Here is a 20,555-nt window from a genome sequence, read left to right as displayed (position 1 = left end):
TGTTTAGGGATTTTTATGTTTTTCTCTGGTTTACAAGTGTTTTTTATTTTTATCCTGTTAAAACTATCGTTTTGTAGTTCATTATTTAGTTCGTAGCAGTAAATGATTTACTTTTATGAACGAATATGGGAATCGAAGTTTTAACAAATAATTAGCTTCCTGGAGGTGCTTCATTTGGCAATGGGATTTGGTAGAAGAAATAATGAAGAAATTGTTAAAGAAGAAGTGGTGGTTTGGGATTGTACATCAGACACATGTAAATGTTGGATTCGTGATAATTTTAAAAGCAGTGAGACACCAAAGTGCCCAATCTGCGGAAGTGACATGGTAAAAACAACTAGAGAGCTTCAAGTAGTAAATAATAATAGTATATATTCAAAATAAAAGAGGAATTTTCCAAAATAGGATGGACCTCACAAGACTTTTCCACTGAAGGTTATATTTAGTGGGATAAATCTTGTATGGTCCAAACCACTGATGGAGATTTTTTTGATATTTGCGTTTATTTTCCAGCTTAAAATAAACGCAAATAAATACATAAATGCAAACATATATCGTTTGAGCTCTTTTGATCATTTTTATCGAACATTCCATAGTGCTAGAGACATTCACCTTTCCTTAGGAGTTTAATGTCTCTAGCACTATTTTTGCGTTTTTAATGCAGCTCCAATAAAATTTTTTGTCCCTAAAACTCGATTAATCATACAGTCAAGCTAAGCATTAATGGAATTAAGGATGTACCCCATAGGACAGTGATCCATGCTGCTAATATCATGGCTAATGTCGAGAAGGTTGCTTCTTGTTCACCAATTTCCATTGCTTTTGATGTTCCAACCCCATGTGCTCCCATTCCAAGCGCTAAGCCTTTTGCAATGGGAGAACGAAGGGACAGCCATTTTATAGCATAAGGACCTATAATTCCTCCAAGAACCCCTGTTATAATGACGAATATTGTTGTTAATGTCGGCAGACCACCGATTTCTTCTGAAACAACAATAGCGATAGGGGTAGTTATGGAACGCGGTAAAATACTCATAATAAAATCATTGTTTAATCGAATCAAAATAGATAATAAATAGGATGAAAAGATAGCAACCAATGTGCCTGTTGTTACACTGACTATAATAATGGAAAAATGCTTTTTCAATAAATGTAAATTTTTATAAATAGGAACAGCAAAAGCGATAGTCGCTGGACCCAATAAATGGGTTAAAGGCTGAGCTGATTCCATATAAGTTGTTGCTGGAATATGAAAAACAGTAATAAATAAGATGAGCAAGATGGGGGTAACTAATAATGGGTGAAATAGCGGCATATTATATTTTTTATAACATGCTTTTGCTATTCGATAAAGTACATAAGTCATAATGGTAAGAATAATAATTTTGATCATTTGCTAAAACGTCTCTTTCTGTTATAAATTTTTTCAGCAGTAAAACCAGTAGCCCCCATAACAAAAAATGTGCTTATTGCAATTAGTAAGACTGTTTCAATTCCTTTTATATTGAAAATTTCGTTATAATTAACAATTCCAACAGCTGATGGAATAAAAAATAATAACAATTCTGCAAGCAGCCAAGCTGCTCCTTTTTCTACCCATTCCACTTTCACTAATTTAAGCTTTAATCCAATAAAAAGAATTATTAATCCAATCATTGAAGCAGGAATTGGTATCGTAACAATCATTTTAATTCCCATCCCGATAAAAAGAAAAACGTGAAGGAATATGATTTGCCCAGCAATTATCACTATATTCTTCAATGAGATCACCTTCTGATATTCATTTGATGGAATGAAATCTTCCATCTGTTTCGTATATGAATATCATACGCTTAACTTGGTTATTCGTAAAATACATAGTAATTATAGTTAATATAACTAATAGTTATAATGATGCTAGCAGAGCTATATAGACCTTATTCATTGTTAAGAACAAAGTCAATGAATCTTCTGCTAGCAACGGATAAATAGCGATCCTTTTTCGTAATGATAACTAGTTCCCAATTGGTAATAGGTTCTAAATCAACAAACCGAACTTGATTATTATTTGCTCGATTGCATATTGATTCGGGGAGAATCGAAATTCCTAGGTTCGCTGCCACAATCTCAACCATAAAGTCCCACTGGGAGCTTTTGAAGATAATATTTGGTTCAAATCCTTCTTGAATGAACTTTTTGCGCATAATTTCATATAAGGCGAATTCTTCACTGTAAAAAATAAATTCTTCTTCTTTTAATTCTTTCATTTGCACCTTCTTTTTATTTGCAAGCCGATGAGATACAGGTACTATTAATTTCATTTCTTCCTTTACAAGTGGGAAGACGTTAAAAGCCTCATCTGCTAAAGGAAGAACAGCGACACCCATTTCAAATTCACCCTCTTCGACACTTTTCACAACTTTTGCCGCCCCATATTCTTTTATATTTATTTGGATATTTGGATATGCTTTATGAAATGCGGCGATTATTTTGGGGAAGAATAAGCTTCCAATGATCGGCGGAAGACCAATATTAATATTTCCTCTTGTTAAATTGGTCATATCATGCAAGGTGGATGACATTTCTTCCACCTGAGCAATAATTTTTTGTCCATATTCATAAACTACTGAGCCTGCATCTGTAAGTTCATGGGTTTTATTGGAACGGTGAATTAAGGTTAAGCCAATCTCCGCTTCTAAGCTTTTGATCGCTTTACTTAGAGCAGGCTGTGAAATATGCAGCTTGTCCGAGGCTTTTGTCATATTTTTTTGTTTCACCACTTCAACGAAGTAATGTAGCTGTCTAATTTCCATTTTCCTTCCTCCTCTTGATTGAAAAGGGCTGTCCCGTTTGTAGAGACAGCCTTGTGACTGGATAGAAATGGGGCATTAGCTTAGTATTCCCGTTTTCCTCCAGTTATTTTGGAATTTTTTTAAGAAGGGATAAATTTCTAATCATTGAACCAACAAACATAGTTCCAGCGCCTCCAAAAAGAAGAATCAAGACTGTTTGCTTACTAATAACATCAAATGGATAAAGAATACTACTTAAGATTGCAAGAAATCCAACCAACGATAAAAACCAACCGAATTTTGTCATAATTAACTTCCTGTCCTTTAAAAAATAGATAACTATTTATTTATTTTACGCAAAGATGGAGGGAAGTACAACTATTGTGTGATTCTTTTTGGGAAAATCCTTTCCATACTAAAAATAAAAATGGATTAGGAAAATTAGGTTTAAAGAAGGAGTGGAAGCGGGTATACGAAGATTATCATCTAGATAAGGGTGGGAAAAACATGAGTATTTTTCAAGAATTAAAAGAGAAAATCGTCTTTCCTCCTAATTGGAAAGATAACTTAATGGCCCACAAGAAATATGAAAAATTATACAAAAAAAATCCGACAAAGCTTATATACAGTAATATGTACCGTACTAAATCAATGGAAAAAATAGACTAGGGTGGAAGCCATCCTAGTCTTTGTTATGTTGCAAAATATATTTATATTTTATTAGGCCATCGATGTTTCTTTTAAATAATCAGAAAAAACTTTTTGTACAAGATCTTGTTCCTGGATATCATCAGCGCTATGTAAATCCTTAATACAGACAACGTATACTGATTTTACAAATAAGTGAAGTGCTTCATCATCGGTTAATTTCTGGATTTTTTTAATTAACTGATTATCAGTAATGTAATTAACGATACGACCAAGGAATTCCTTCGGATAATCTTTAGGTTGTTTCCCTGTTTCTTCTTGAAAAATTCCCCCTTGTCCTTCAATTTCGACATGACGTATTACTTTTTCTAATTCTTGAATACTAAATATCTCCATTGATTAAACACCTCTTTCCCTCTAGTATTATAACAGGCTATTAAACTGTAGTAAATTAGTGTTTTTTCACTATTTGAAAAAGATTATTATAATAGGATTTTAAATGTGTTATATAAAAGATATAGAAGCCTTTTGCCGTGAAATTTTTTAAAATTAATCGAATCCCCTGCAAAACAGGGAATCTAATGGTACAATATCTATGATTAATTAATTAAGTCAGCAATTCTTAACTAAACCAAGCTAGACTAGTTGAGGGAATTGGCTAAAGTTGTGAGAAGGAGTAATAATGGATAATAATACAATGTATCATATGGTAAAAAAATTTCATGAAGCATTTGGACATGAAGTAGCTGCAGAACCTACTGCAATCGCAGAAAAAACAGCTGTTAATCGAGCAGTTTGGACTGGAGAAGAGTTAGTAGAATTTTTATATGCAACAGCAGAAGGGGACGAAAGTAAATTTAAAGCATTATATGAGCAGTTTTTAAAGGGACTAAATAAAGCTGCTGATAAAATACTTTCGGAAAAGAAACCCGTTGACGATAAATTAGTAGCACAAATGGATGCTTTAACGGATGTAGAATACTTTAATCAAGGAAGTTTTGTCATTGCTGGTGTTGAACCATTTTCTCTCTTCCAAATTGTTCAAGAAGCAAATATGGGTAAGCTATTTGAAGATGGTAAACCAAGATTTAGAGAAGAAGATGGTAAAATTATTAAGCCGCCAAATTGGGAAAAAGACTTTGCTCCTGAAGGCCGCCTGCAAGCAGAAATAGAGAGACAAAGAAAAAATAAAGGAAAATAGCAGTTGAATATCCACTAAAAAGACGAACACGAATAATTATTAGAAGCCTGCATACGATCTTCTAATGATTATTCGTGTTTTTCATTAATTATAATACGATTCTGAAAGAGTTATTTTAGTTCGCATAAAATAACTCTTTCAGAATCGGTTTTTTAGATGAAGCTGTTTCGGCTTCAAGCAATGTATAATAATGCACCTTTACTTTTTAAATTATTATTCCTTATATAGAGAATACAGATGCCGGGATGAATATCGAAGGATTGCCAGAAGCATACGGGGCAACTTCATATTGCTGGAAAATGAGCACTATCCCGTTATCTGCTAAATAGAAATCCGTTTCGTCTGTCACTTTAAAATCGGTGAATTCTTTTGCATCTGAGTAAAAAATTTCTGGGTGTTTTTTCATATATGCTATCGCATAAGTTGTGACTTTGCCATAATGTTCCTTGGAAGGTAGAAAGTCATCTAATGTTAATAGCTTTCCTGATTTGAGGTCGAAATTATAGGTTGTTATCACTGTATTCCCATGTGCTCCCCCGGTAAATTGATAGTCAGAAAACAAAATGCTTAATTTATTATTTTGGTTATATTTGACTTGATAGTTGGTTATATATTCAAACTGACAGGCAGATGCTGATTCTTTGCAAATTGAATCTTTTTTTAGGTTTTCCATTTCTTTCATCAACTTTATGTATTGATTATACGATGCTTTTATATGTTGTAATAAGATTTTGTTCACGCTATTCTGCGCTTTGTTGTTAGGAGCACTAACAAGGGATGGATATTTTAGTTCTTCAATATTTTTATATTGTTTTGTAATAACAACATTCGGTGAAATGGCGAAAGCATTTAAAGGTTGAATAATAATTACGAGGATAACCATGATTATCAATGGTAAATTTGTTTGTCTTTTCATACATCACTTCATTCCTTCCTAGTCTTAATACTATTTTTCCCTTTTTTGAATGAATAATGTATGAAGATAAAGAAAAAAATGCTAAATGGTGTAGATTATTCTACATCTTTTAGCATTTTTTCAATCGCGTAAAGTTCTTTATTTAAGTCATTAATAATGGTCATTTGCTGTTTATGTATCGAAAGGCTTTCCTTTTCTACTTTTAGTCTTTCTATAGCTCGTGCTTCTTTTCTTTTTAGAAAACGTACGAGAATAAAAATCAGCAAAGCTGGAATAAAAATATAAAGAATTAAAGTTGGCAAGAATAATAAAAGAACGCTCATCGTTTATCTCCTTTAATTTGTCTCATTTAACAATTTTTCGATGTTCACAATTCTTTCTTTCAATTTGTGGAGTGCTTCTATTTGTTCTTTTTGATAAGCTATGTTTTCTTTTTCTAAGTTCAACTTCTCATCTGCTCGAGTTTCCGCTCTTTTCATATATCTTGCTAAATAAAATATGAAACCAAGTACAATTAGAATAGGAATACTTACGATAAAGAGATTGATCATACTAAATATTTGCATTTTGTTCCCCCTAAAATATTTTTTTATTTACTCCTTTCTTTTCTTAATCGTGACACTATCAGCCAGGTTTGCAATTAATTCCTCTGATAAAGGAAGCGAAAAAGGGATTAACACATAATACTTCATTGCTTTTCCATCTTCAGAAATTTCATGATGACCTTTAATTAATTCTGCATTTTCTAATTTTTGAAGATGTAAATATAATAACGGTCTACTGATTCCAAGCTCTCTTGCTAGTTGGCTGACATATTTCTTTTCATTTTTCAAGATAGCGATAATTTTCAAACGGTATGGGTTTGATAATGCTTCAAGAACAAGAAGTAATTTGTCTCCATTTTTTATATGTTTCATATGTAATAATTTTATTACAGGTGTAAAAGAAAATCAAGTAGATGATTATCGAATATTTTGCAAACATTAGCAAGAAAGTAGATAATTAAATTAAGCTACAAATCTTAAATTTTTATATGAACAAAAAATGGAGTTGATTAAATGGGCTTTTTAAATGGGTTGTTGGGAAATGCAAGTGAAACAGATGTGAAAGAACTAGAAAAAGAATTAAGCAGCATAATCGGTTCGAATGAAAGAATCGAGCTTGCTTATAAATTAGTCAGAGATTTAATTGTATTCACAGACTTACGACTAATTTTTGTTGATAAGCAAGGACTGACAGGTAAAAAAGTTGAGTATATGTCTGTACCATATAAAAGTATTTCGCGTTTCAGTATAGAAACGGCAGGTCACTTTGATTTGGATGCTGAATTAAAAATTTGGATCTCTGGGGCAGAATTGCCCGCCATTTCAAAACAGTTTAAAAAAGATAACAGTATTTATGACGTCCAAAAAGCATTGGCAAGTTATGTTGCTAAAGCCTAATCTATAAGATTACAGTCCAGCATGAAGTCTGAATGGAAGCTGGACTGTTTCTAATCAAACAATAGCAGGAATGTAATGCTATTTGTGGAATATTTATTTAATATGGTGGAAATAGGATTAATTAGGGCAGAAGGAAATGGTCTGGTTAAAAAGAGGGGGAATACAATGAATTCAGAGGCTAAATTCTCAGGGAAGTCTACATTATATGATCACTATCGTCCAGGTTATCCTAAACGTTTTTTTAAGGAGCTTATTTCCGAGTATAGTGGCTCAAATGATCATTTTGTCATCGCAGATATTGGAGCAGGCACAGGAATCTTTACCGAGCTAGCTGCAAATATCGGCACAAATATTATCGCTATAGAGCCAAATGATGATATGAGATCTATTCTTAAAGCAAGAATGGAAGACTTCAAACAAGTAACTTGCCTAGATGCTTCAGCCGAAAACACAGGAATCGCAGATAATAGTGTGGATTTAATTACAGTTGCACAGGCGTTTCATTGGTTTGAAGCGGATGCATTTAAAAAAGAATGCAGACGTATACTAAGGAAAAATGGTCAGGTGATGCTCATTTGGAATAGTCGTGATCATACGAGTCAATTAAATTCAGAAACTGCTAAAATATCCAAAAGATATTGTCCGAATTTCCAAGGTTTTAGTGGCGGTATAAATATTGATCGTTTAGGTCTGCAGCATTTTTTCACAAATGGATATGAACATTATGCGGTATCCAATCCATTAAAAATGAATAAAGAACATTTTATTGGCCGAAATCTTTCTGCATCTTATTCTCCGCAAAAAGGTGATCCTTTTTATGATGAATTTGTAGAAGAACTGGGGTTTCTTTTCGATAAGTACAGTAAAGATGGAAACATTATCGTTCCTAATGATCTGCATGTTTATGTAGGCGCTGTCATATAGGGTGGATGGTAGAAATTATCCTGTTTTTTCAAAACATATTGACATTTAGCATGGATATAATTACAATAAGTCTTAATAAATTTGTAGGCGTTGAAAAGGAAAAGTAAATAAGGGGAGATTTTATAGAGAGCTTCTGACGGTGGAAAAGAGGCAAATGAACCTTATTGAAAATGACCTTGGAGCTTCGTACCGAAAACGATCCGTGAGTAGACTACGACGAGATAGGCACTCGTTATAACAGCAGCAGTATCTCTTCTTTTTTTAAAGACGTACTGAATAGAGGCAAATAGTGTAAACTATTTGTGAAGCTAGGTGGTACCACGGGTTAACTCGTCCTAATCTTTTTAGATTAGGGCGTTTTTTTATGCTTTTTTTATTTGGATAAATAATTTCAAATGAACGAAAGAAGCAATTCTATAAAAGGAGGAAGTAAATATGAGTATATTTATAGGAGGAGCATGGCCATATGCGAATGGCTCTTTGCACTTAGGGCACGTGGCAGCATTATTGCCAGGGGACATTTTAGCCCGTTATTATCGGCAAAAGGGAGAAAAAGTTCTTTACGTATCAGGAAGTGATTGTAATGGGACACCTATTTCTATTCGCGCCCAACAAGAGAATACATCCGTTCAAGAAATAGCGGATCGCTATCATGCTGAATTTTCCCAGTGTTTTTCTAAGCTAGGTTTTTCATATGATCTTTTCACAAGAACAGATGCAAAGCATCATCATGCTTCTGTTCAAGAGATTTTTCTAAGCTTATTGCAAAAGGGGTATTTATCCAAAAAAACCGTAGAGCAGGCATACTGCCAAAAGAATAATCAGTTCTTGCCAGACAGATTTGTAGAAGGAATTTGTCCTTATTGCAAGCAAAGAGCCAGAGGGGACCAATGCGATCACTGTTCTTCGATATTAGACCCACTAGAATTAGAAGATAAACGTTGTAAAATTTGTGGGGAGGAGCCAGTCATTAAGAAAACAGAACATTTCTATTTCGCTTTTAGCAATTTTCAGAAAGAGCTAGAAAACTATGTAATACAAGCAGAAGATAATCAGCTCTGGAATGAAAATGCAGTTTCCTTAACGAAAAGATATTTGCGAGAAGGACTACCAGATAGGGCAGTAACTAGAGATTTACCTAATGGGATTGATGTGCCATTAGAAGGTTTTGAAGGAAAGAAAATTTACGTATGGATCGAAGCGGTAGCAGGCTACTTAACAGCAAGTATGGAGGCCTGTAAAGCAAAAGGTCTCCATGTGGATGATTATTGGAACTCTGAAACAATATCTTACTATGTTCATGGAAAGGATAATATTCCATTTCATACAGTTATTTGGCCGAGTATTTTACTTGGATTGGGAAGAAATTCTCTACCAACCCATATTGTCTCCAGTGAATATTTAACATTAGAAAAAAGGAAATTATCTACTAGTCAAAATTGGGCTGTTTGGGTTCCTTATATTTTGCAGAAATATGATCCTGATTCGCTTCGGTATTTTTTAACGATAAATGCTCCAGAAACCAGAGATACGGACTTTTCGTGGCGAGAATTTATTTATAGTCATAATAGTGAATTATTAGGCGCCTATGGGAACTTTGTGAATCGAACCTTAAAGTTTATTCAAAAAGCATACAACAGCAAGATTCCCAATAGACAAGTCTCCAAAGAAATCATTGCTAGCACAGACGAAGTTTATCGAAGCGCAGGTAATTGGATAGAAAGAGGAAAAAGTAAAAAAGCGTTAGAAGAAATTTTTGCTTATATTCGGTCTGCAAATCGCTATTTTGATCAACAAAAACCGTGGGAACAAGTAAAAAATGATAAGGAGGCTGGTGAAATCACATTAGCAAATTGTACATTTATGATTGTCAATCTTGCCCAGCTTCTTGAACCTTTTGTCCCATTTTCCACCCAGAAAATTAGAGCAATGCTTGGGATTACAAATTTAGAGTGGCGATTACAGCCTACACTTCCTGAGGAAATACTATCTGTCACGCCACTTTTTGCGCGCTTAGATTTAGGATTAATAGAAGAAGAGCTAAATCTGCTGATAATGGGACAAAAACATTCATAATTTTTGTCATTTCTCCCCTTTTTTTGACGGTGATTGAAAAGGGGAGAGCTAAAAAATATGCTGTAGAAAATTGCTGTATTTTCAGAGGAGATAGAGGAAAATAGCTTATACTTAACGAATAAATTATCTAATGTACGAATCTTTATAACTTTTTCTTTAGACATAGAATATACTATGCTGAATATAGAGTTTAAAAAAGAAGAATTTGCTTGGCAATATAATTATTGTAACAGAATAAAATAGATTATAATCAAAGAGCGAATGATAAAAGGGGTTGAAGGAGGCAATTAACAATTGGGAGGGAGCGGAAATGAAGTGGAGTGAGTTTGTATCACCTAAAAAGAACAGAGTCTTACCAGTTATTATCGAGGTATATGAAAAGAAATATCCTCCTTATGCAAGTAAGCTTTATCCCATATATTATACAAGCTTTAATGATTTAGGAATTCTGTTTACACCATGCGGGTTATTTAGACGGAAAAAGAAACGGGATTTAAGAACAATACGATATAAAGACATCGTCTCTGTGGAATTTAATGTACACCGTGTTCCTACTGTCTACCTATACCTTTTAGGCTCGTCTTTACATGTCAATATAATTATTCAATTAAAGGACCAATCCATTTTACATTTAGAAAGTGAAGATATCAGTATTTTGCCAGATGTATTTCAGCTATTAAAAAAACATAAGGTAGTTAGGAAAGATCCTCAAAAGCTTCAAAGCATTTTAAAAGAAAAAGATACAATGGAAAAATTTTACTCCTATATGGATAAGCATTTAGAAGCAGATATGCAGTACAGTAAGAAAGAACCTAAAATAAAATAGTGGCCATGGAAGGAAAAGGATCATCTTTTTCTTTTTTCAATCGTTTCTAAAATAGCTAAAGCCTGTTTATTGTATACGGAAACAGAAAAATGCATGGCTGGTACAGACATATGCCGTCTATTGGGATTCTGGCTTTGTTTTCTTATTAATGTCATACAAAAATAGCCTCGTGACTTTTTATTTATAGGTTGTCCGTATAATTAGTGTTTTTATACAAGTAATTTTTCTCATCATTAGCTTGTAAATTGTTATTTGCAGCATTCCTCGTTGAATTATTATTTTTCTGCAGTGAACATTCAGGAAACGAAATACAGGATGATAAATATAGCAGCAAGAAAATAAACAATAAATGGTGGTAGTTGTTCGTCTGATAAAATAATGCAACAAAGCTATAGCTTGCTTTCAAAAAAATTAGTGGGGAATTTCCGAACCTATTTTTAATCAATCATTTACCATTTATCATATATTAAGCCGCACATCTCACAGATTTTAATATATACCGGAAAAAAAGAAGAGTCTTAGACAAGGAGAGGAATTTTTTAGAGCAGAAATTTCCCTCCTTGTCTAAAGACTCTGTTTCATTAGGCACGTTTAGCTAGTAAGTTTAATGCTTTCTTATTCATGTCATGAATATCTTCAAATGTTTCTGATACTGCTACTGTCATCTTTCTCCTATTCGGATTCATTGATTTTTTTGATTGGTTCTTTGGTTTATTGAATGGTGTAGGAGTGGAAGCAATTGCAGTTTTCTTTTTTTCTGCCATATCAATTCCTCCTTTATAGAAAAATTTTATAAAATCCGGCACAAGCTATTAATCTCCAAAACTATAAAACTTTAGATCGTGAAATTTTGCTCATGCATTTTTTTCTACATATTATTATACTACAAAACAGGTAAAAAGGAGCCTTAAACCATGTACCAATCGAAAATTTGTGCTAAATTAAGAATGTGGGAAGCGTCAATTCCGTCCACTTCCACGAACTGGGAGCTGATACCTATCAACATATTGTAACTTTCCCCATAATATGCAACGATGAAAACATTTTTAACTAAATCCTCATTATTTATATTACTTTCTGGATCTTTTAAGGGGATACTTTTTCCAGCGAGAAGATCTTGAATAACATTTTCTTTCACTTCTCTGTCTAAAAAGCTAATATTATAGCAAATTTCTACACTATTAAAAGCAGATTCTAAGTTTTGCTTTAAATCTTCCGCACTTGCACTAATCGCAAAAGGGAAAATCGCAATATGAAATTGAAATGTGTCTGCGTATAGGTTTAAATAGGTCCGTAATTCATCTTTATATTGACGCCAATGCTGGGGAAGATTGCGTTCCATAAAATGATCAGCTGTTTTGGAAATAACTTCAGTGAAGTTCTGAACCTTTTTAGCATTGTAGCCTAATACTTCTTCATTTTTGCGAATCGTTTTTCGAATATAATTACTATGTTGAAATTCAGTATTCCAAATTTTAAGAATATCAGGTGTTTGAAAAACCGCAATATCAATGAACACTGCTGCACATGCTAATGATAAAATCATGGTCCAGTCAGCCATTTGCAGCTGCTTTGTCAAAATTCCAAGGCAAACAAGGAGAAAAAATAAAACATAATATGATTTTCGAATTGCTTGGAGATTTTCCACATATTTATCTGTTCGCCACCAAAAATAGATGAGTGAAAGAACAATCAATAAAATCATTGCCGTAATAAAAACAAAATAGATTGCCGCCAATGTTTATCCTCCCTTTAATCGCTTACCAACTATTATAACATGCATTAATAATTGTAATGGAAAATAAAAGAAAAAGAAAAACGTTTTCTACATATAAAATGTATAGATAGTCAGACATTTTTTAAGGAAGAATGATTTATAACCTGGATTCTGTCTATTTTAACCAAATGTTTGGATGAGAATAAAAAATTGAAGGGAAGTGAAAATATTTAAAATAGTTCCCCTAGGATAATCTAAGTCTATCCCTTATAATAAGAAAATTATGGTAAAATAAAGATCAACAGAGAAAAGGGGGAATAAGGATGTTTCCAATATTAGAAACAGAGAGATTGCTATTAAGAGAGATTGAGAAAGAGGATGCTGGGGATTTATTTGCTTATTTTTCTAATAAAGAAGTCATGCAGTATTATGGGCAAGAGGCATTTACAAGTATAGAGCAAGTAGAAGCATTAATAGAGCATTTTTCTAATAACTTTGAAAATCAACGAGGAATTAGATGGGGCATGCAGCTCAAAGGGACTACCCGACTTATTGGTACACTTGGTTTAAACAATTTAGTACTTTCTCATAAACGAGCAGAAATCGGATATGAAATCCATCCTGAATATGGGCGCTCTGGTTATACAGCTGAAGCAGTCCAAAAAGTTGTCTCCTATGCATTAGAAGAGCTTCATTTAAATCGGGTAGGAGCGATGATTTATTTAGAAAACGAAGCATCAAATAAAATTATTCAAAAGCTTGGCTTTCAGCATGAAGGTGTTTTGAGAAAGTACTATGAACAGAATGGAAAGGCGTTTGATATAAATGTATACTCTATTCTGAAAGATGAATAAAAAATGCTGGATGGGATGAACAATTTGGAATCTAGAACAACGATTTATTTTGTCAGGCATGCACACTCCATTTATTCCGAAGATGAAAGAGGCAGACCTTTGTCGGAGAAAGGCAGCTCGGATGCTAAACAAGTAGCTAAACGAATGGAAAAGGAAGCTATCGATATCGTTTTATCGAGCCCATATAAGAGAGCGATTCAGACAATAGAAGGAATTGCAGAATATTTTCAAACAGATATCAAGCTTATCTCCGAATTTAGAGAACGTAAATTGGCAAAAGGATCTATTCCTGATTTTAATACTGCCATCGAAAAAGTTTGGAGAGAGGAAACCTTTTTCTGGGATGGTGGAGAGTCTAATATAACAGCCCAACAAAGAGGAGTCCAAGCTTTATTTCAAATACTAAAGCAATATGAAAATAAAAAAATTGTTATCGGAACACATGGAAATATCATGGTTTTAATCATGAATTATTTTTCAAAGGACTATGATTATTCATTTTGGAAGAATTTAAAGATGCCTGATATTTATAAATTAATATTTAAAGGAAATCAATTAATAACGGTTCAGAGAATATGGGAGGATAATAATGGATAGACATTTATTCTTATTTGGCGGCGGCCCGCCATTTACATATAAAATGGCAAGAAAATTTTCCGAACTGATCTCGGTGCGAACAGGAAAAATTTCTTTGCTAATTATCGATAGACCAAACTGGAAGGAATATATGCCCAAGTATACAAAAATATTAGTGGAAAATGGAATAACAGAATTCCAATTTATCCCTTTGCCAACTATTTCAGAGAAAGAGGCCGCTGAACTGCTAAAGAATAGTGCCGGGATTATCATCGGTGGTGGTAATACGGAACATTATGCAAAGTATATTGTCGAGACTACTTTATCAAGGATTCTCAAAGAACAATTTTCAGCAGGAGTACCAATTGCTGGTTTTTCTGCTGGAGCTCTAATTAGTATGGAGCATTGTATCATTTCAGCAAATGACAATGAAGATCGAATTTTTAAGTGGCAAACAGGATTAGGGCTGTTGAAAAATACGGTTATTGCTGTTCATTTTAGTGAATGGATGGATGAAAATCATTTAAGGAAAGCTGTTATTAAGTTTCAGCCCCATGAACATTTTGGAATAGACGAAGGTACAGGAATGTATTTTTATAACAATCGGTTAATGGCTGTAGAAGGAAATAATGTTTTTCAGATTAAAAACAATCGTCTCGAAGAAATGGAAAAGATCAACTTTTTATAGGAATATAAATTTTACGCAATCAAATTTATTACCAATAGAAAAAAAGACCTTTAATATAGTCACTTTGCAATTACCTTTTTTTGCTAGAAAGATATTCATTATAACCTAGTTTAAAAAGCAGAAAATCAAATGATAAATTGCATTTATTATTTCTAAAAAATTTTGTAGTATTCATTTGTAAAGATGATTACAAATAGGATTTAGAGAGGTGGATAAAAAATGGTTCAAACAACAGATTCTATTTACATAAGATTATTAGAGGAAAAGGATGCAGAGGGACTATGGAAGCTCGAATTAAAAAATCGAGATTTCTTTAAGGAATATTCGATTGCTCGCAAGGAAGAGTTCTATACATTGAATTTTCAACAGCAGCTTATTAACACATGGAAAGAAAATGCAAAGCAAGACATTGATTATCATTTTGGCATTTTTCTACAAGAGTCCAATGAGTTAATTGGAAGTGTTAATTTATATATGGTAAGACGAGAGCCGGCACATAATGCTATTGTTGGTTATGTTCTTGATAAAGACAGTAACGGCAAAGGCTATATGACTCTTGCTGTGAAAAAATTAGTTGATTATGCCTTCCATACACTTAGTCTACATCGATTAGAAGCAGGAGTGATGCCCCATAATATTGGCTCGATTCGCGTACTGGAAAAGGCTGGGTTTCACAAAGAGGGAGTAGCCAAAAGCAATGTGAAAATAAACGGAGAGTGGAAAGACCATCAAATTCTAGCTATCATTAATCCTAATGATTAAGGTTAATAGATTAGGAATCTTTTGCCGACTTCAGCCGTAAAGTAATTTAAAAGGCGAAGGAGGAAGAAATGATGATAGCAGATTTGCAAATATTGCACCAACAACTAAAGAAAAACGAAACGATACAAGGATCTATTAGATGCTCATTGGAAGTGTTTATTTATAAAAAAATAGTGCGTCCAGGAATGCTGGCAGCAACAGAAAAACGATTAATTTTCTGTGCAGACTCCATTCCTGGAAATGAACTAATCGAAAGTTTTGATTATGCAAATATAGAAGCAATTCAGTTAACGCGAAATTTAATGAATCAATATATAACGATAAAGTATAAAAAGGATACAATAAAATTTAAACAGCTTATTAGTGAGGATATAGAGGATTTTATGACGAAAATAAAAACGTATAAATAACTGTTTATTCTGTGACGATAAAAAGAAAGAATTATGGTAAATGAAATTAATTACAATTGGTAAAGGAAAAAGCATAGAGCAATACAATTCTGTTTCTGCTAGCTATTGTTAAATCATGAAAACAGAAGAAGCTACGAATATTGGGATAATAACGCTTGGTCCAAAAGGAATATTAGGTAATCATCCAGCACCGGTTCCACAGCTGTTCCATGTAGTCGAGGGTGAAGGCTGGGTTAGAGATACCGATAATAGGAAGCTTCTTATAAAGAAAGGGGAGGCAGTCTTTTGGGAGCAAGGAGAATGGCATGAAACAGGATCTGATACTGGTTTGACAGCAGTCATAATTCAAGCTGCAAACTTAAAGAAGCCTGATTAAAGCTATAACTTTCCATTATTTATAGGAAAGAAAAAGTGCTTTCTATAATCATCTGAGAATGTGGAGAATAATGGATGAAGGATGAAAGATTAGTAGTAAAGATATTCGTTCTGGGGATAATTGTCATTTCTTGTTTGCCTTTTTACATGGAAGAATTATCGACACACATCCAGTAAATGTATATCTTATTTTTCTCTTAATTGTCGCAGCATACTATTCTTTAAACCGGATTATTTGGAAACATAAAAATTAAGTCCGGATAAATGGAAAAATTACTTTAAGGGTGGAGTAAAGGGATATGGACTATTCTCATATACTACTTTTTTGTTTTGCTATTACACTTCATAATATAGAAGAGGCAATTTGGCTTCCTAAATGGTCTCAGCAATCTTCGAGGTTTCAAAAGCCAGTTACTTCAAGTGAATTCTATATTGCTGTTATTTTTGTAACTATATTAGCTTATGTGTCTGCAACCAGCTTTTTATACTGGCCAGAATCAGTGTTAGCGAAATGGATTTTTGTTGGATTTTTAGGTTCAATGATATTAAATGCTATTTTTCCTCATCTTGTTGCAACTATTTTCTTGAAAAAGTATGCACCTGGACTTCTTACTGGTTTATTACTTAACCTTCCAATCAATTCATTCGTAATCTATCATATGTTTTCCATAAATTTAATTAGATGGAATGAGTTAGTCATTGCCACATTTACAGTAGGGATTATTTTAGTGGCGCTTATTCCTTTTCTGTTCAAAATTGGTGGTAAAATAACTCCTTCTTAGGATAGCGCTTTGGATTAAAAAATAGATTAGTTGGAAAATAGAAATCTTGTTACCGAAATGAAAAGGAACAAAAAGAGGGTAGGACATAAGTCTTTCAATCAAATATACCCCGAACAATTATACGTACACACTAATAAATATTCGTATAGTTGTTCGGGGGTTAATTAAATTTAAGAATGGAGGTTTGTGGTAATCACCCGCTGTCTGAATACACTTCGCTTTCCATCGGGCGAGCGCCAATCCTCCTCCTCACTATATGAGGAGGCTTAGTTTGCTCCCCGACTCATCAAGTGTCTGTAGTGTAATGGAACGAATTGGTTTCACCACTAAATTAGAGATTGTTCTTCTTTATCCATTATATATTTTATTTTGTCTCAGCCACGACCTTTTATTTTTGCTTAATGACTCGTTTATATATGTATTGTCCAATAAAAGCAAGACCTATTACAGCAATTATCACGTATGCTACATTGGAGTACATGTCCATATAATGAACGATGTCTTCCCATGAATCACCAACTGTTGCTCCAATACGAATAAGAACGAAATTCCATGTGAATGTACCTATCGTTGTTAAAAATAGAAAAATACCAAAATTCATTTTTGCCATGCCTGCTGGCAGCGAAATTAAACTTCGAATAAGTGGAATAAAGCGGCAGAAGAAGACTGTCCAATAGCCAAATTTATCAAACCAGCGATCTGCTTTATATAAATCATCTCTTTTTAAACGAAGGATATGGCCCCATTTATCAATAATTTTTTCCAATCTTTTTATATCCAATAAGGAACCGATAAAATAAAGAATAATAGCTCCAAGTACAGAACCAATTGTAGATACGATGACAACGCCTGTAATGGTCATACTAGTCTTTACAGTCATAGCGCCTCCAAAGGTCAAAATAACTTCCGAAGGGATGGGTGGAAAGATATTTTCAAACATAATCAATATCAAAATACCTGTATATCCAAAATTTTCCATCGTTTCTATTATCCAATTTTCCATTCCATGCACTCCTTATATTTTCCATTCAATCATATAAAAATATCTTACCATATGCTTTTAAAACCATCTAATATAATCCTATTTCTACAATTATGATATCATTCACTTTTTTACAAAATGAGATGTTGTTATTTGGTAATTGTGCTAAAATAAGGATTAATTCAATGGATTTATAGGAGATGTATATGTTTGATTATTGGATTCCCAATGCGTTAATTACAAGTATGATGACTATAATTGGTTGGGGCATACTTATTGGTGCAGTATGTTATGTGTATAGAAAACAAACAGAAAAACCTGTTATATGGAAAATGGCCATTATTTTATACATCGGTTTATTTTGCTTTAACTTTTCATTTATGGTTAGTGAAACACCAGTAAAGATAGCTATTTTACCACTTGGTGTATGGATACTTATATTGGTTTTTGGAAAGCGGAAAGAACGTTGGAAGGTGTATCGACCATTTGCTTGGCTTGGATTCTTTGGAAATTATATTTTTCTTATTACAACCTTGCTTAGTATTCTGGTACAGAGTTTGTTGTATCCAACCGATAAAGTAGAGACTTTTTTAGCTGAACTAAATAATCCTGGCATTCTATTAATTCATCCTTCAGGCAAACAAGCAGTTCTTAATAAAGAGCTGTTTATAGAAAGTCTGTCTTCTTGGGAGATTGGGAAAATGGATACACAGCAATGGTATTATGAATCATTTCCAGAAATTAAGGAGGAAGAATGGGAAGAGGAAGAACAGATGCCACATCAGACAATGGAACGCTTTCCCTATATTCTTTTAGGAGCGACTCCAAAGTGGGGGATTGGCTATGAATCTACCATTTATATGGAAAGAGATGGAAAGGGGATGCTTATTTCAACAGAAAAGGGTCAGTACTATTTTCGCTCCTCTGAATCTGTATTAAAAGGGGGAACAGATTAGATGAAATTTAAAAGAGTATGGTATTTACTAGTTGTAGTCATGATTGCTATATGCTTTTTTATTTTTCTTTTCTTAAAGGAAGCCGAAAGCTCTCCATCCGATCTTCCTAATGAAACTAGTATAAGAAAAATGATTGAAGATACTGGTGAAATGAACATAAATAGAGTTTTTGACCAAAGAGCCTTAGATGAAAAGCATATTTTCATTCCACATCTTTCTAGTGATAATCAATATGGCTATAGTTTATTAGAATGGATAGATAATAAATGGGAAGTAACCTATGTATCAACCACTGGAGAACCGCTTATATGGAGGATAAAGGCGGGAAATCAGTCAGAATCCTATTTTCTATGGAATCTTGATTCTAAAAAAAAGATAGAAACTCTTACTTTCTATTTAATAAGAGACCGACATTTTACAAGTGGCTGGAGCGGTGAATGGTATGAACCAGCAATTCAAATCGAGGAAGACGTATCAATCAGTGGAAAACCATATGGTATATACAAAGTGCCAGATAAATGGGGAGCCATATGGAATGCAGCACAAATAAAGATAGAGAATCAGGAGGAAGATTTTATTTCTTACAATGGTGAAGGACTATATTATGGGGTTAAAGGATATGATAAGAAAAATAATTATGTAGTACCACTTAATAGCTATGAAAATGGTGGGATTACCAGTTCAGGTGCCGCAACAGAAGATATAGTAATTATGGATGAATGGGTAGGTGAACAATGGTAAAAAGCTCTCCATAAAAAGGAGAGCAGAATATCTAATATTTATTTCTCGAATTTTGGTTTCATTTTTACAATAAATAGGATGGATAGTACAGCAATTATCCCTAGAAAAACTTCCATTACAAGTAGGTTGGTGATAGTACCCGCCTGATATAATGCTGGGAAGAAATTGATAGCTGCGTGTATAAGAATCGCATAAATAACATATATAAATTTTTGCTGTCTAATTGCATAAAGGACTAATATGGATAATGCAAGGTGCAGTGCAAGGGCAAAGACTCTTTCTAAACCACCAGATGCAAAAAGCATTACATTAGCTTGTTCAAATTGCTCTTTAATGTTGTTAATGGCTTCAGGTGTCGCAGCAGGGCCCAATATTGTTTCCAAGTTCCCAGTTTTGATCATAGATGAGATGAGCAGAGAATTTAGTGCTGACATGCCGCCTATAAATATAGCTTCTATTCCTCCATGTCCTAATCCATATGATAGTCCATCATTAAATTGATGATTGTTCTTCAACCATACTTTAAAAGCAAAATAGCGGCCAATTTCTTCAAATATACCTGCAGCTAGGCCGCCGTATAAGGCAAAAAGATAAGGATTGCTGCTCCATTTCAACTCCGTTCCAGTAGGGCTAAGCACGATGAAATGAACGATTTTTTCAAGAATTTGCGAAAATACAATGAAGATAACAATACCAACAAGTAAGGATCTCCAAGACATCATTTTTTTTCTTTGTAAATACACCATTAATATAATAGGAACTATTACTGCCAGAAATAATTGCAGAGATATCCCAATATAAATAGAATTCATTCGTTTTATTCCTCCCATTCCAGTTTCATCTGTTATATTAAGTGTATAACAGATTGGAGCTATACGTCAATGATTATACAAGCTTTATAAGTAAAA

30 protein-coding genes and 1 other annotated feature are annotated in these 20,555 nt (G+C 33.4%); of the genes, 16 read left to right on the top strand and 14 right to left on the bottom strand.

Features of this window, described 5'->3' with window-relative positions:
* The first annotated feature begins 180 nt into the window (after positions 1–180).
* Positions 181–384, top strand: a complete 204-nt coding sequence (locus tag NSQ92_RS11905; RefSeq protein WP_171510321.1) for a cold-inducible protein YdjO-related protein — start codon at positions 181–183, stop codon at positions 382–384.
* Positions 385–700: 316 nt separating this feature from the next.
* On the opposite strand, the gene NSQ92_RS11900 is transcribed toward NSQ92_RS11905, so the two are convergent.
* From NSQ92_RS11900 to NSQ92_RS11885, 4 genes are all read right to left on the bottom strand, one after another.
* Complete coding sequence (locus tag NSQ92_RS11900) at positions 701–1,393, bottom strand: LrgB family protein (protein WP_061796380.1); 693 nt, start codon at positions 1,391–1,393, stop codon at positions 701–703.
* Positions 1,390–1,770: a CidA/LrgA family protein gene (locus tag NSQ92_RS11895; RefSeq protein WP_235844422.1), complete on the bottom strand. Its 381-nt coding sequence runs from the start codon at positions 1,768–1,770 to the stop codon at positions 1,390–1,392. The genes NSQ92_RS11900 and NSQ92_RS11895 overlap by 4 nt, the downstream gene beginning before the upstream one ends.
* 146 nt (positions 1,771–1,916) lie before the next feature.
* Complete coding sequence (locus NSQ92_RS11890) at positions 1,917–2,792, bottom strand: LysR family transcriptional regulator (RefSeq protein WP_047940498.1); 876 nt, start codon at positions 2,790–2,792, stop codon at positions 1,917–1,919.
* A 103-nt stretch (positions 2,793–2,895) separates the two neighbouring features.
* Positions 2,896–3,078 carry a hypothetical protein gene (locus NSQ92_RS11885; protein ID WP_047940499.1) on the bottom strand — a complete coding sequence of 61 codons (183 nt, stop codon included), beginning with the start codon at positions 3,076–3,078 and terminating at the stop codon, positions 2,896–2,898.
* Positions 3,079–3,152: 74 nt separating this feature from the next.
* Here NSQ92_RS11885 and NSQ92_RS11880 point away from each other — a divergent pair, with 74 nt between their 5' ends.
* Positions 3,153–3,440 (top strand): hypothetical protein, encoded by a 288-nt coding sequence (locus tag NSQ92_RS11880; protein WP_047940500.1) that lies wholly within the window; start codon positions 3,153–3,155, stop codon positions 3,438–3,440.
* 51 nt (positions 3,441–3,491) lie between these two features.
* Here NSQ92_RS11880 and NSQ92_RS11875 read toward each other — a convergent pair whose 3' ends face one another.
* Positions 3,492–3,815, bottom strand: coding sequence for a hypothetical protein (locus tag NSQ92_RS11875; protein ID WP_047940501.1), 324 nt, complete (start codon positions 3,813–3,815; stop codon positions 3,492–3,494).
* Positions 3,816–4,101: 286 nt separating this feature from the next.
* On the opposite strand from NSQ92_RS11875, the gene NSQ92_RS11870 reads away from it, so the two are divergent.
* Positions 4,102–4,620, top strand: coding sequence for an HAD family hydrolase (locus NSQ92_RS11870; protein ID WP_047940502.1), 519 nt, complete (start codon positions 4,102–4,104; stop codon positions 4,618–4,620).
* A 220-nt stretch (positions 4,621–4,840) separates the two neighbouring features.
* On the opposite strand, the gene NSQ92_RS11865 is transcribed toward NSQ92_RS11870, so the two are convergent.
* From NSQ92_RS11865 to NSQ92_RS11850, 4 genes are all read right to left on the bottom strand, one after another.
* Positions 4,841–5,536 (bottom strand): DUF3298 and DUF4163 domain-containing protein, encoded by a 696-nt coding sequence (locus NSQ92_RS11865; protein WP_095259046.1) that lies wholly within the window; start codon positions 5,534–5,536, stop codon positions 4,841–4,843.
* Positions 5,537–5,631: 95 nt separating this feature from the next.
* Complete coding sequence (locus tag NSQ92_RS11860; protein ID WP_047940504.1) at positions 5,632–5,859, bottom strand: hypothetical protein; 228 nt, start codon at positions 5,857–5,859, stop codon at positions 5,632–5,634.
* 12 nt (positions 5,860–5,871) lie between these two features.
* A complete protein-coding gene (locus tag NSQ92_RS11855) occupies positions 5,872–6,102 on the bottom strand; it encodes a hypothetical protein (RefSeq protein ID WP_047940505.1) in 231 nt (76 codons plus the stop codon).
* A gap of 27 nt (positions 6,103–6,129) precedes the next feature.
* Positions 6,130–6,453: an ArsR/SmtB family transcription factor gene (locus NSQ92_RS11850; RefSeq protein WP_047940506.1), complete on the bottom strand. Its 324-nt coding sequence runs from the start codon at positions 6,451–6,453 to the stop codon at positions 6,130–6,132.
* A 141-nt stretch (positions 6,454–6,594) separates the two neighbouring features.
* Between NSQ92_RS11850 and NSQ92_RS11845 the strand changes: the two genes are divergently transcribed.
* The 4 genes from NSQ92_RS11845 (at position 6,595) to NSQ92_RS11830 (ending at position 10,804) form a co-directional block, all read left to right on the top strand.
* Positions 6,595–6,978, top strand: coding sequence for a PH domain-containing protein (locus NSQ92_RS11845; RefSeq protein WP_047940507.1), 384 nt, complete (start codon positions 6,595–6,597; stop codon positions 6,976–6,978).
* Positions 6,979–7,143: 165 nt separating this feature from the next.
* On the top strand, positions 7,144–7,902 hold the full coding sequence (locus tag NSQ92_RS11840) for a class I SAM-dependent methyltransferase (RefSeq protein WP_047940703.1): 759 nt from the start codon (positions 7,144–7,146) through the stop codon (positions 7,900–7,902).
* An 81-nt stretch (positions 7,903–7,983) separates the two neighbouring features.
* Positions 7,984–8,243, top strand: a binding site (T-box leader).
* A 94-nt stretch (positions 8,244–8,337) separates the two neighbouring features.
* The gene (metG, locus tag NSQ92_RS11835; protein WP_341152814.1) at positions 8,338–9,978 is read left to right on the top strand and encodes a methionine--tRNA ligase; all 1,641 of its coding nucleotides are present in this window, start codon (positions 8,338–8,340) and stop codon (positions 9,976–9,978) included.
* 310 nt (positions 9,979–10,288) lie between these two features.
* Complete coding sequence (locus NSQ92_RS11830) at positions 10,289–10,804, top strand: hypothetical protein (protein ID WP_047940509.1); 516 nt, start codon at positions 10,289–10,291, stop codon at positions 10,802–10,804.
* 20 nt (positions 10,805–10,824) lie between these two features.
* Here the strand turns inward: NSQ92_RS11830 and NSQ92_RS11825 are convergent, their stop codons facing one another.
* The 3 genes from NSQ92_RS11825 to NSQ92_RS11815 all read right to left on the bottom strand — a co-directional run bounded on the left by NSQ92_RS11825 (position 10,825) and on the right by NSQ92_RS11815 (position 12,542).
* Positions 10,825–10,959, bottom strand: coding sequence for a hypothetical protein (locus NSQ92_RS11825; RefSeq protein ID WP_268874777.1), 135 nt, complete (start codon positions 10,957–10,959; stop codon positions 10,825–10,827).
* Between the two features lie 426 nt (positions 10,960–11,385).
* Positions 11,386–11,568, bottom strand: a complete 183-nt coding sequence (locus tag NSQ92_RS11820) for a hypothetical protein (RefSeq protein WP_061796358.1) — start codon at positions 11,566–11,568, stop codon at positions 11,386–11,388.
* Positions 11,569–11,711: 143 nt separating this feature from the next.
* Positions 11,712–12,542 carry a type II toxin-antitoxin system SpoIISA family toxin gene (locus tag NSQ92_RS11815; protein ID WP_047940511.1) on the bottom strand — a complete coding sequence of 277 codons (831 nt, stop codon included), beginning with the start codon at positions 12,540–12,542 and terminating at the stop codon, positions 11,712–11,714.
* A gap of 302 nt (positions 12,543–12,844) precedes the next feature.
* On the opposite strand from NSQ92_RS11815, the gene NSQ92_RS11810 reads away from it, so the two are divergent.
* The 7 genes from NSQ92_RS11810 to NSQ92_RS11780 all read left to right on the top strand — a co-directional run bounded on the left by NSQ92_RS11810 (position 12,845) and on the right by NSQ92_RS11780 (position 16,968).
* Positions 12,845–13,375 (top strand): GNAT family N-acetyltransferase, encoded by a 531-nt coding sequence (locus tag NSQ92_RS11810; RefSeq protein ID WP_341152813.1) that lies wholly within the window; start codon positions 12,845–12,847, stop codon positions 13,373–13,375.
* A gap of 24 nt (positions 13,376–13,399) precedes the next feature.
* Positions 13,400–13,972 carry a histidine phosphatase family protein gene (locus tag NSQ92_RS11805; RefSeq protein WP_369988083.1) on the top strand — a complete coding sequence of 191 codons (573 nt, stop codon included), beginning with the start codon at positions 13,400–13,402 and terminating at the stop codon, positions 13,970–13,972.
* Entirely contained in the window at positions 13,965–14,639 is a 675-nt protein-coding gene (locus NSQ92_RS11800) for a Type 1 glutamine amidotransferase-like domain-containing protein (RefSeq protein ID WP_095259044.1), read from the top strand. The genes NSQ92_RS11805 and NSQ92_RS11800 overlap by 8 nt, the downstream gene beginning before the upstream one ends.
* A 219-nt stretch (positions 14,640–14,858) precedes the next feature.
* Positions 14,859–15,401: a GNAT family N-acetyltransferase gene (locus NSQ92_RS11795; protein WP_061796355.1), complete on the top strand. Its 543-nt coding sequence runs from the start codon at positions 14,859–14,861 to the stop codon at positions 15,399–15,401.
* 68 nt (positions 15,402–15,469) lie between these two features.
* Entirely contained in the window at positions 15,470–15,811 is a 342-nt protein-coding gene (locus NSQ92_RS11790) for a PH domain-containing protein (RefSeq protein WP_082138225.1), read from the top strand.
* A gap of 115 nt (positions 15,812–15,926) precedes the next feature.
* Positions 15,927–16,187 (top strand): cupin domain-containing protein, encoded by a 261-nt coding sequence (locus NSQ92_RS11785; protein ID WP_341152812.1) that lies wholly within the window; start codon positions 15,927–15,929, stop codon positions 16,185–16,187.
* 298 nt (positions 16,188–16,485) lie between these two features.
* The gene (locus tag NSQ92_RS11780; protein WP_047940517.1) at positions 16,486–16,968 is read left to right on the top strand and encodes an HXXEE domain-containing protein; all 483 of its coding nucleotides are present in this window, start codon (positions 16,486–16,488) and stop codon (positions 16,966–16,968) included.
* 388 nt (positions 16,969–17,356) lie between these two features.
* Here NSQ92_RS11780 and NSQ92_RS11775 read toward each other — a convergent pair whose 3' ends face one another.
* Complete coding sequence (locus NSQ92_RS11775; RefSeq protein ID WP_061796352.1) at positions 17,357–17,971, bottom strand: DedA family protein; 615 nt, start codon at positions 17,969–17,971, stop codon at positions 17,357–17,359.
* 185 nt (positions 17,972–18,156) lie between these two features.
* Between NSQ92_RS11775 and NSQ92_RS11770 the strand changes: the two genes are divergently transcribed.
* Positions 18,157–18,906 (top strand): hypothetical protein, encoded by a 750-nt coding sequence (locus tag NSQ92_RS11770; RefSeq protein ID WP_095259042.1) that lies wholly within the window; start codon positions 18,157–18,159, stop codon positions 18,904–18,906.
* The gene (locus NSQ92_RS11765; protein WP_341152811.1) at positions 18,907–19,647 is read left to right on the top strand and encodes a hypothetical protein; all 741 of its coding nucleotides are present in this window, start codon (positions 18,907–18,909) and stop codon (positions 19,645–19,647) included.
* Positions 19,648–19,685: 38 nt separating this feature from the next.
* Here the strand turns inward: NSQ92_RS11765 and NSQ92_RS11760 are convergent, their stop codons facing one another.
* Complete coding sequence (locus tag NSQ92_RS11760; protein ID WP_061796347.1) at positions 19,686–20,459, bottom strand: YhfC family intramembrane metalloprotease; 774 nt, start codon at positions 20,457–20,459, stop codon at positions 19,686–19,688.
* Positions 20,460–20,555 lie beyond the last annotated feature (96 nt).

This window comes from Niallia sp. FSL M8-0099, from assembly GCF_038006945.1.
GTDB lineage: Bacteria > Bacillota > Bacilli > Bacillales > Cytobacillaceae > Niallia > Niallia circulans.
Note: the sequence above shows the minus strand (reverse complement) of the source record. Positions and strands in the feature narration are given on the sequence as shown.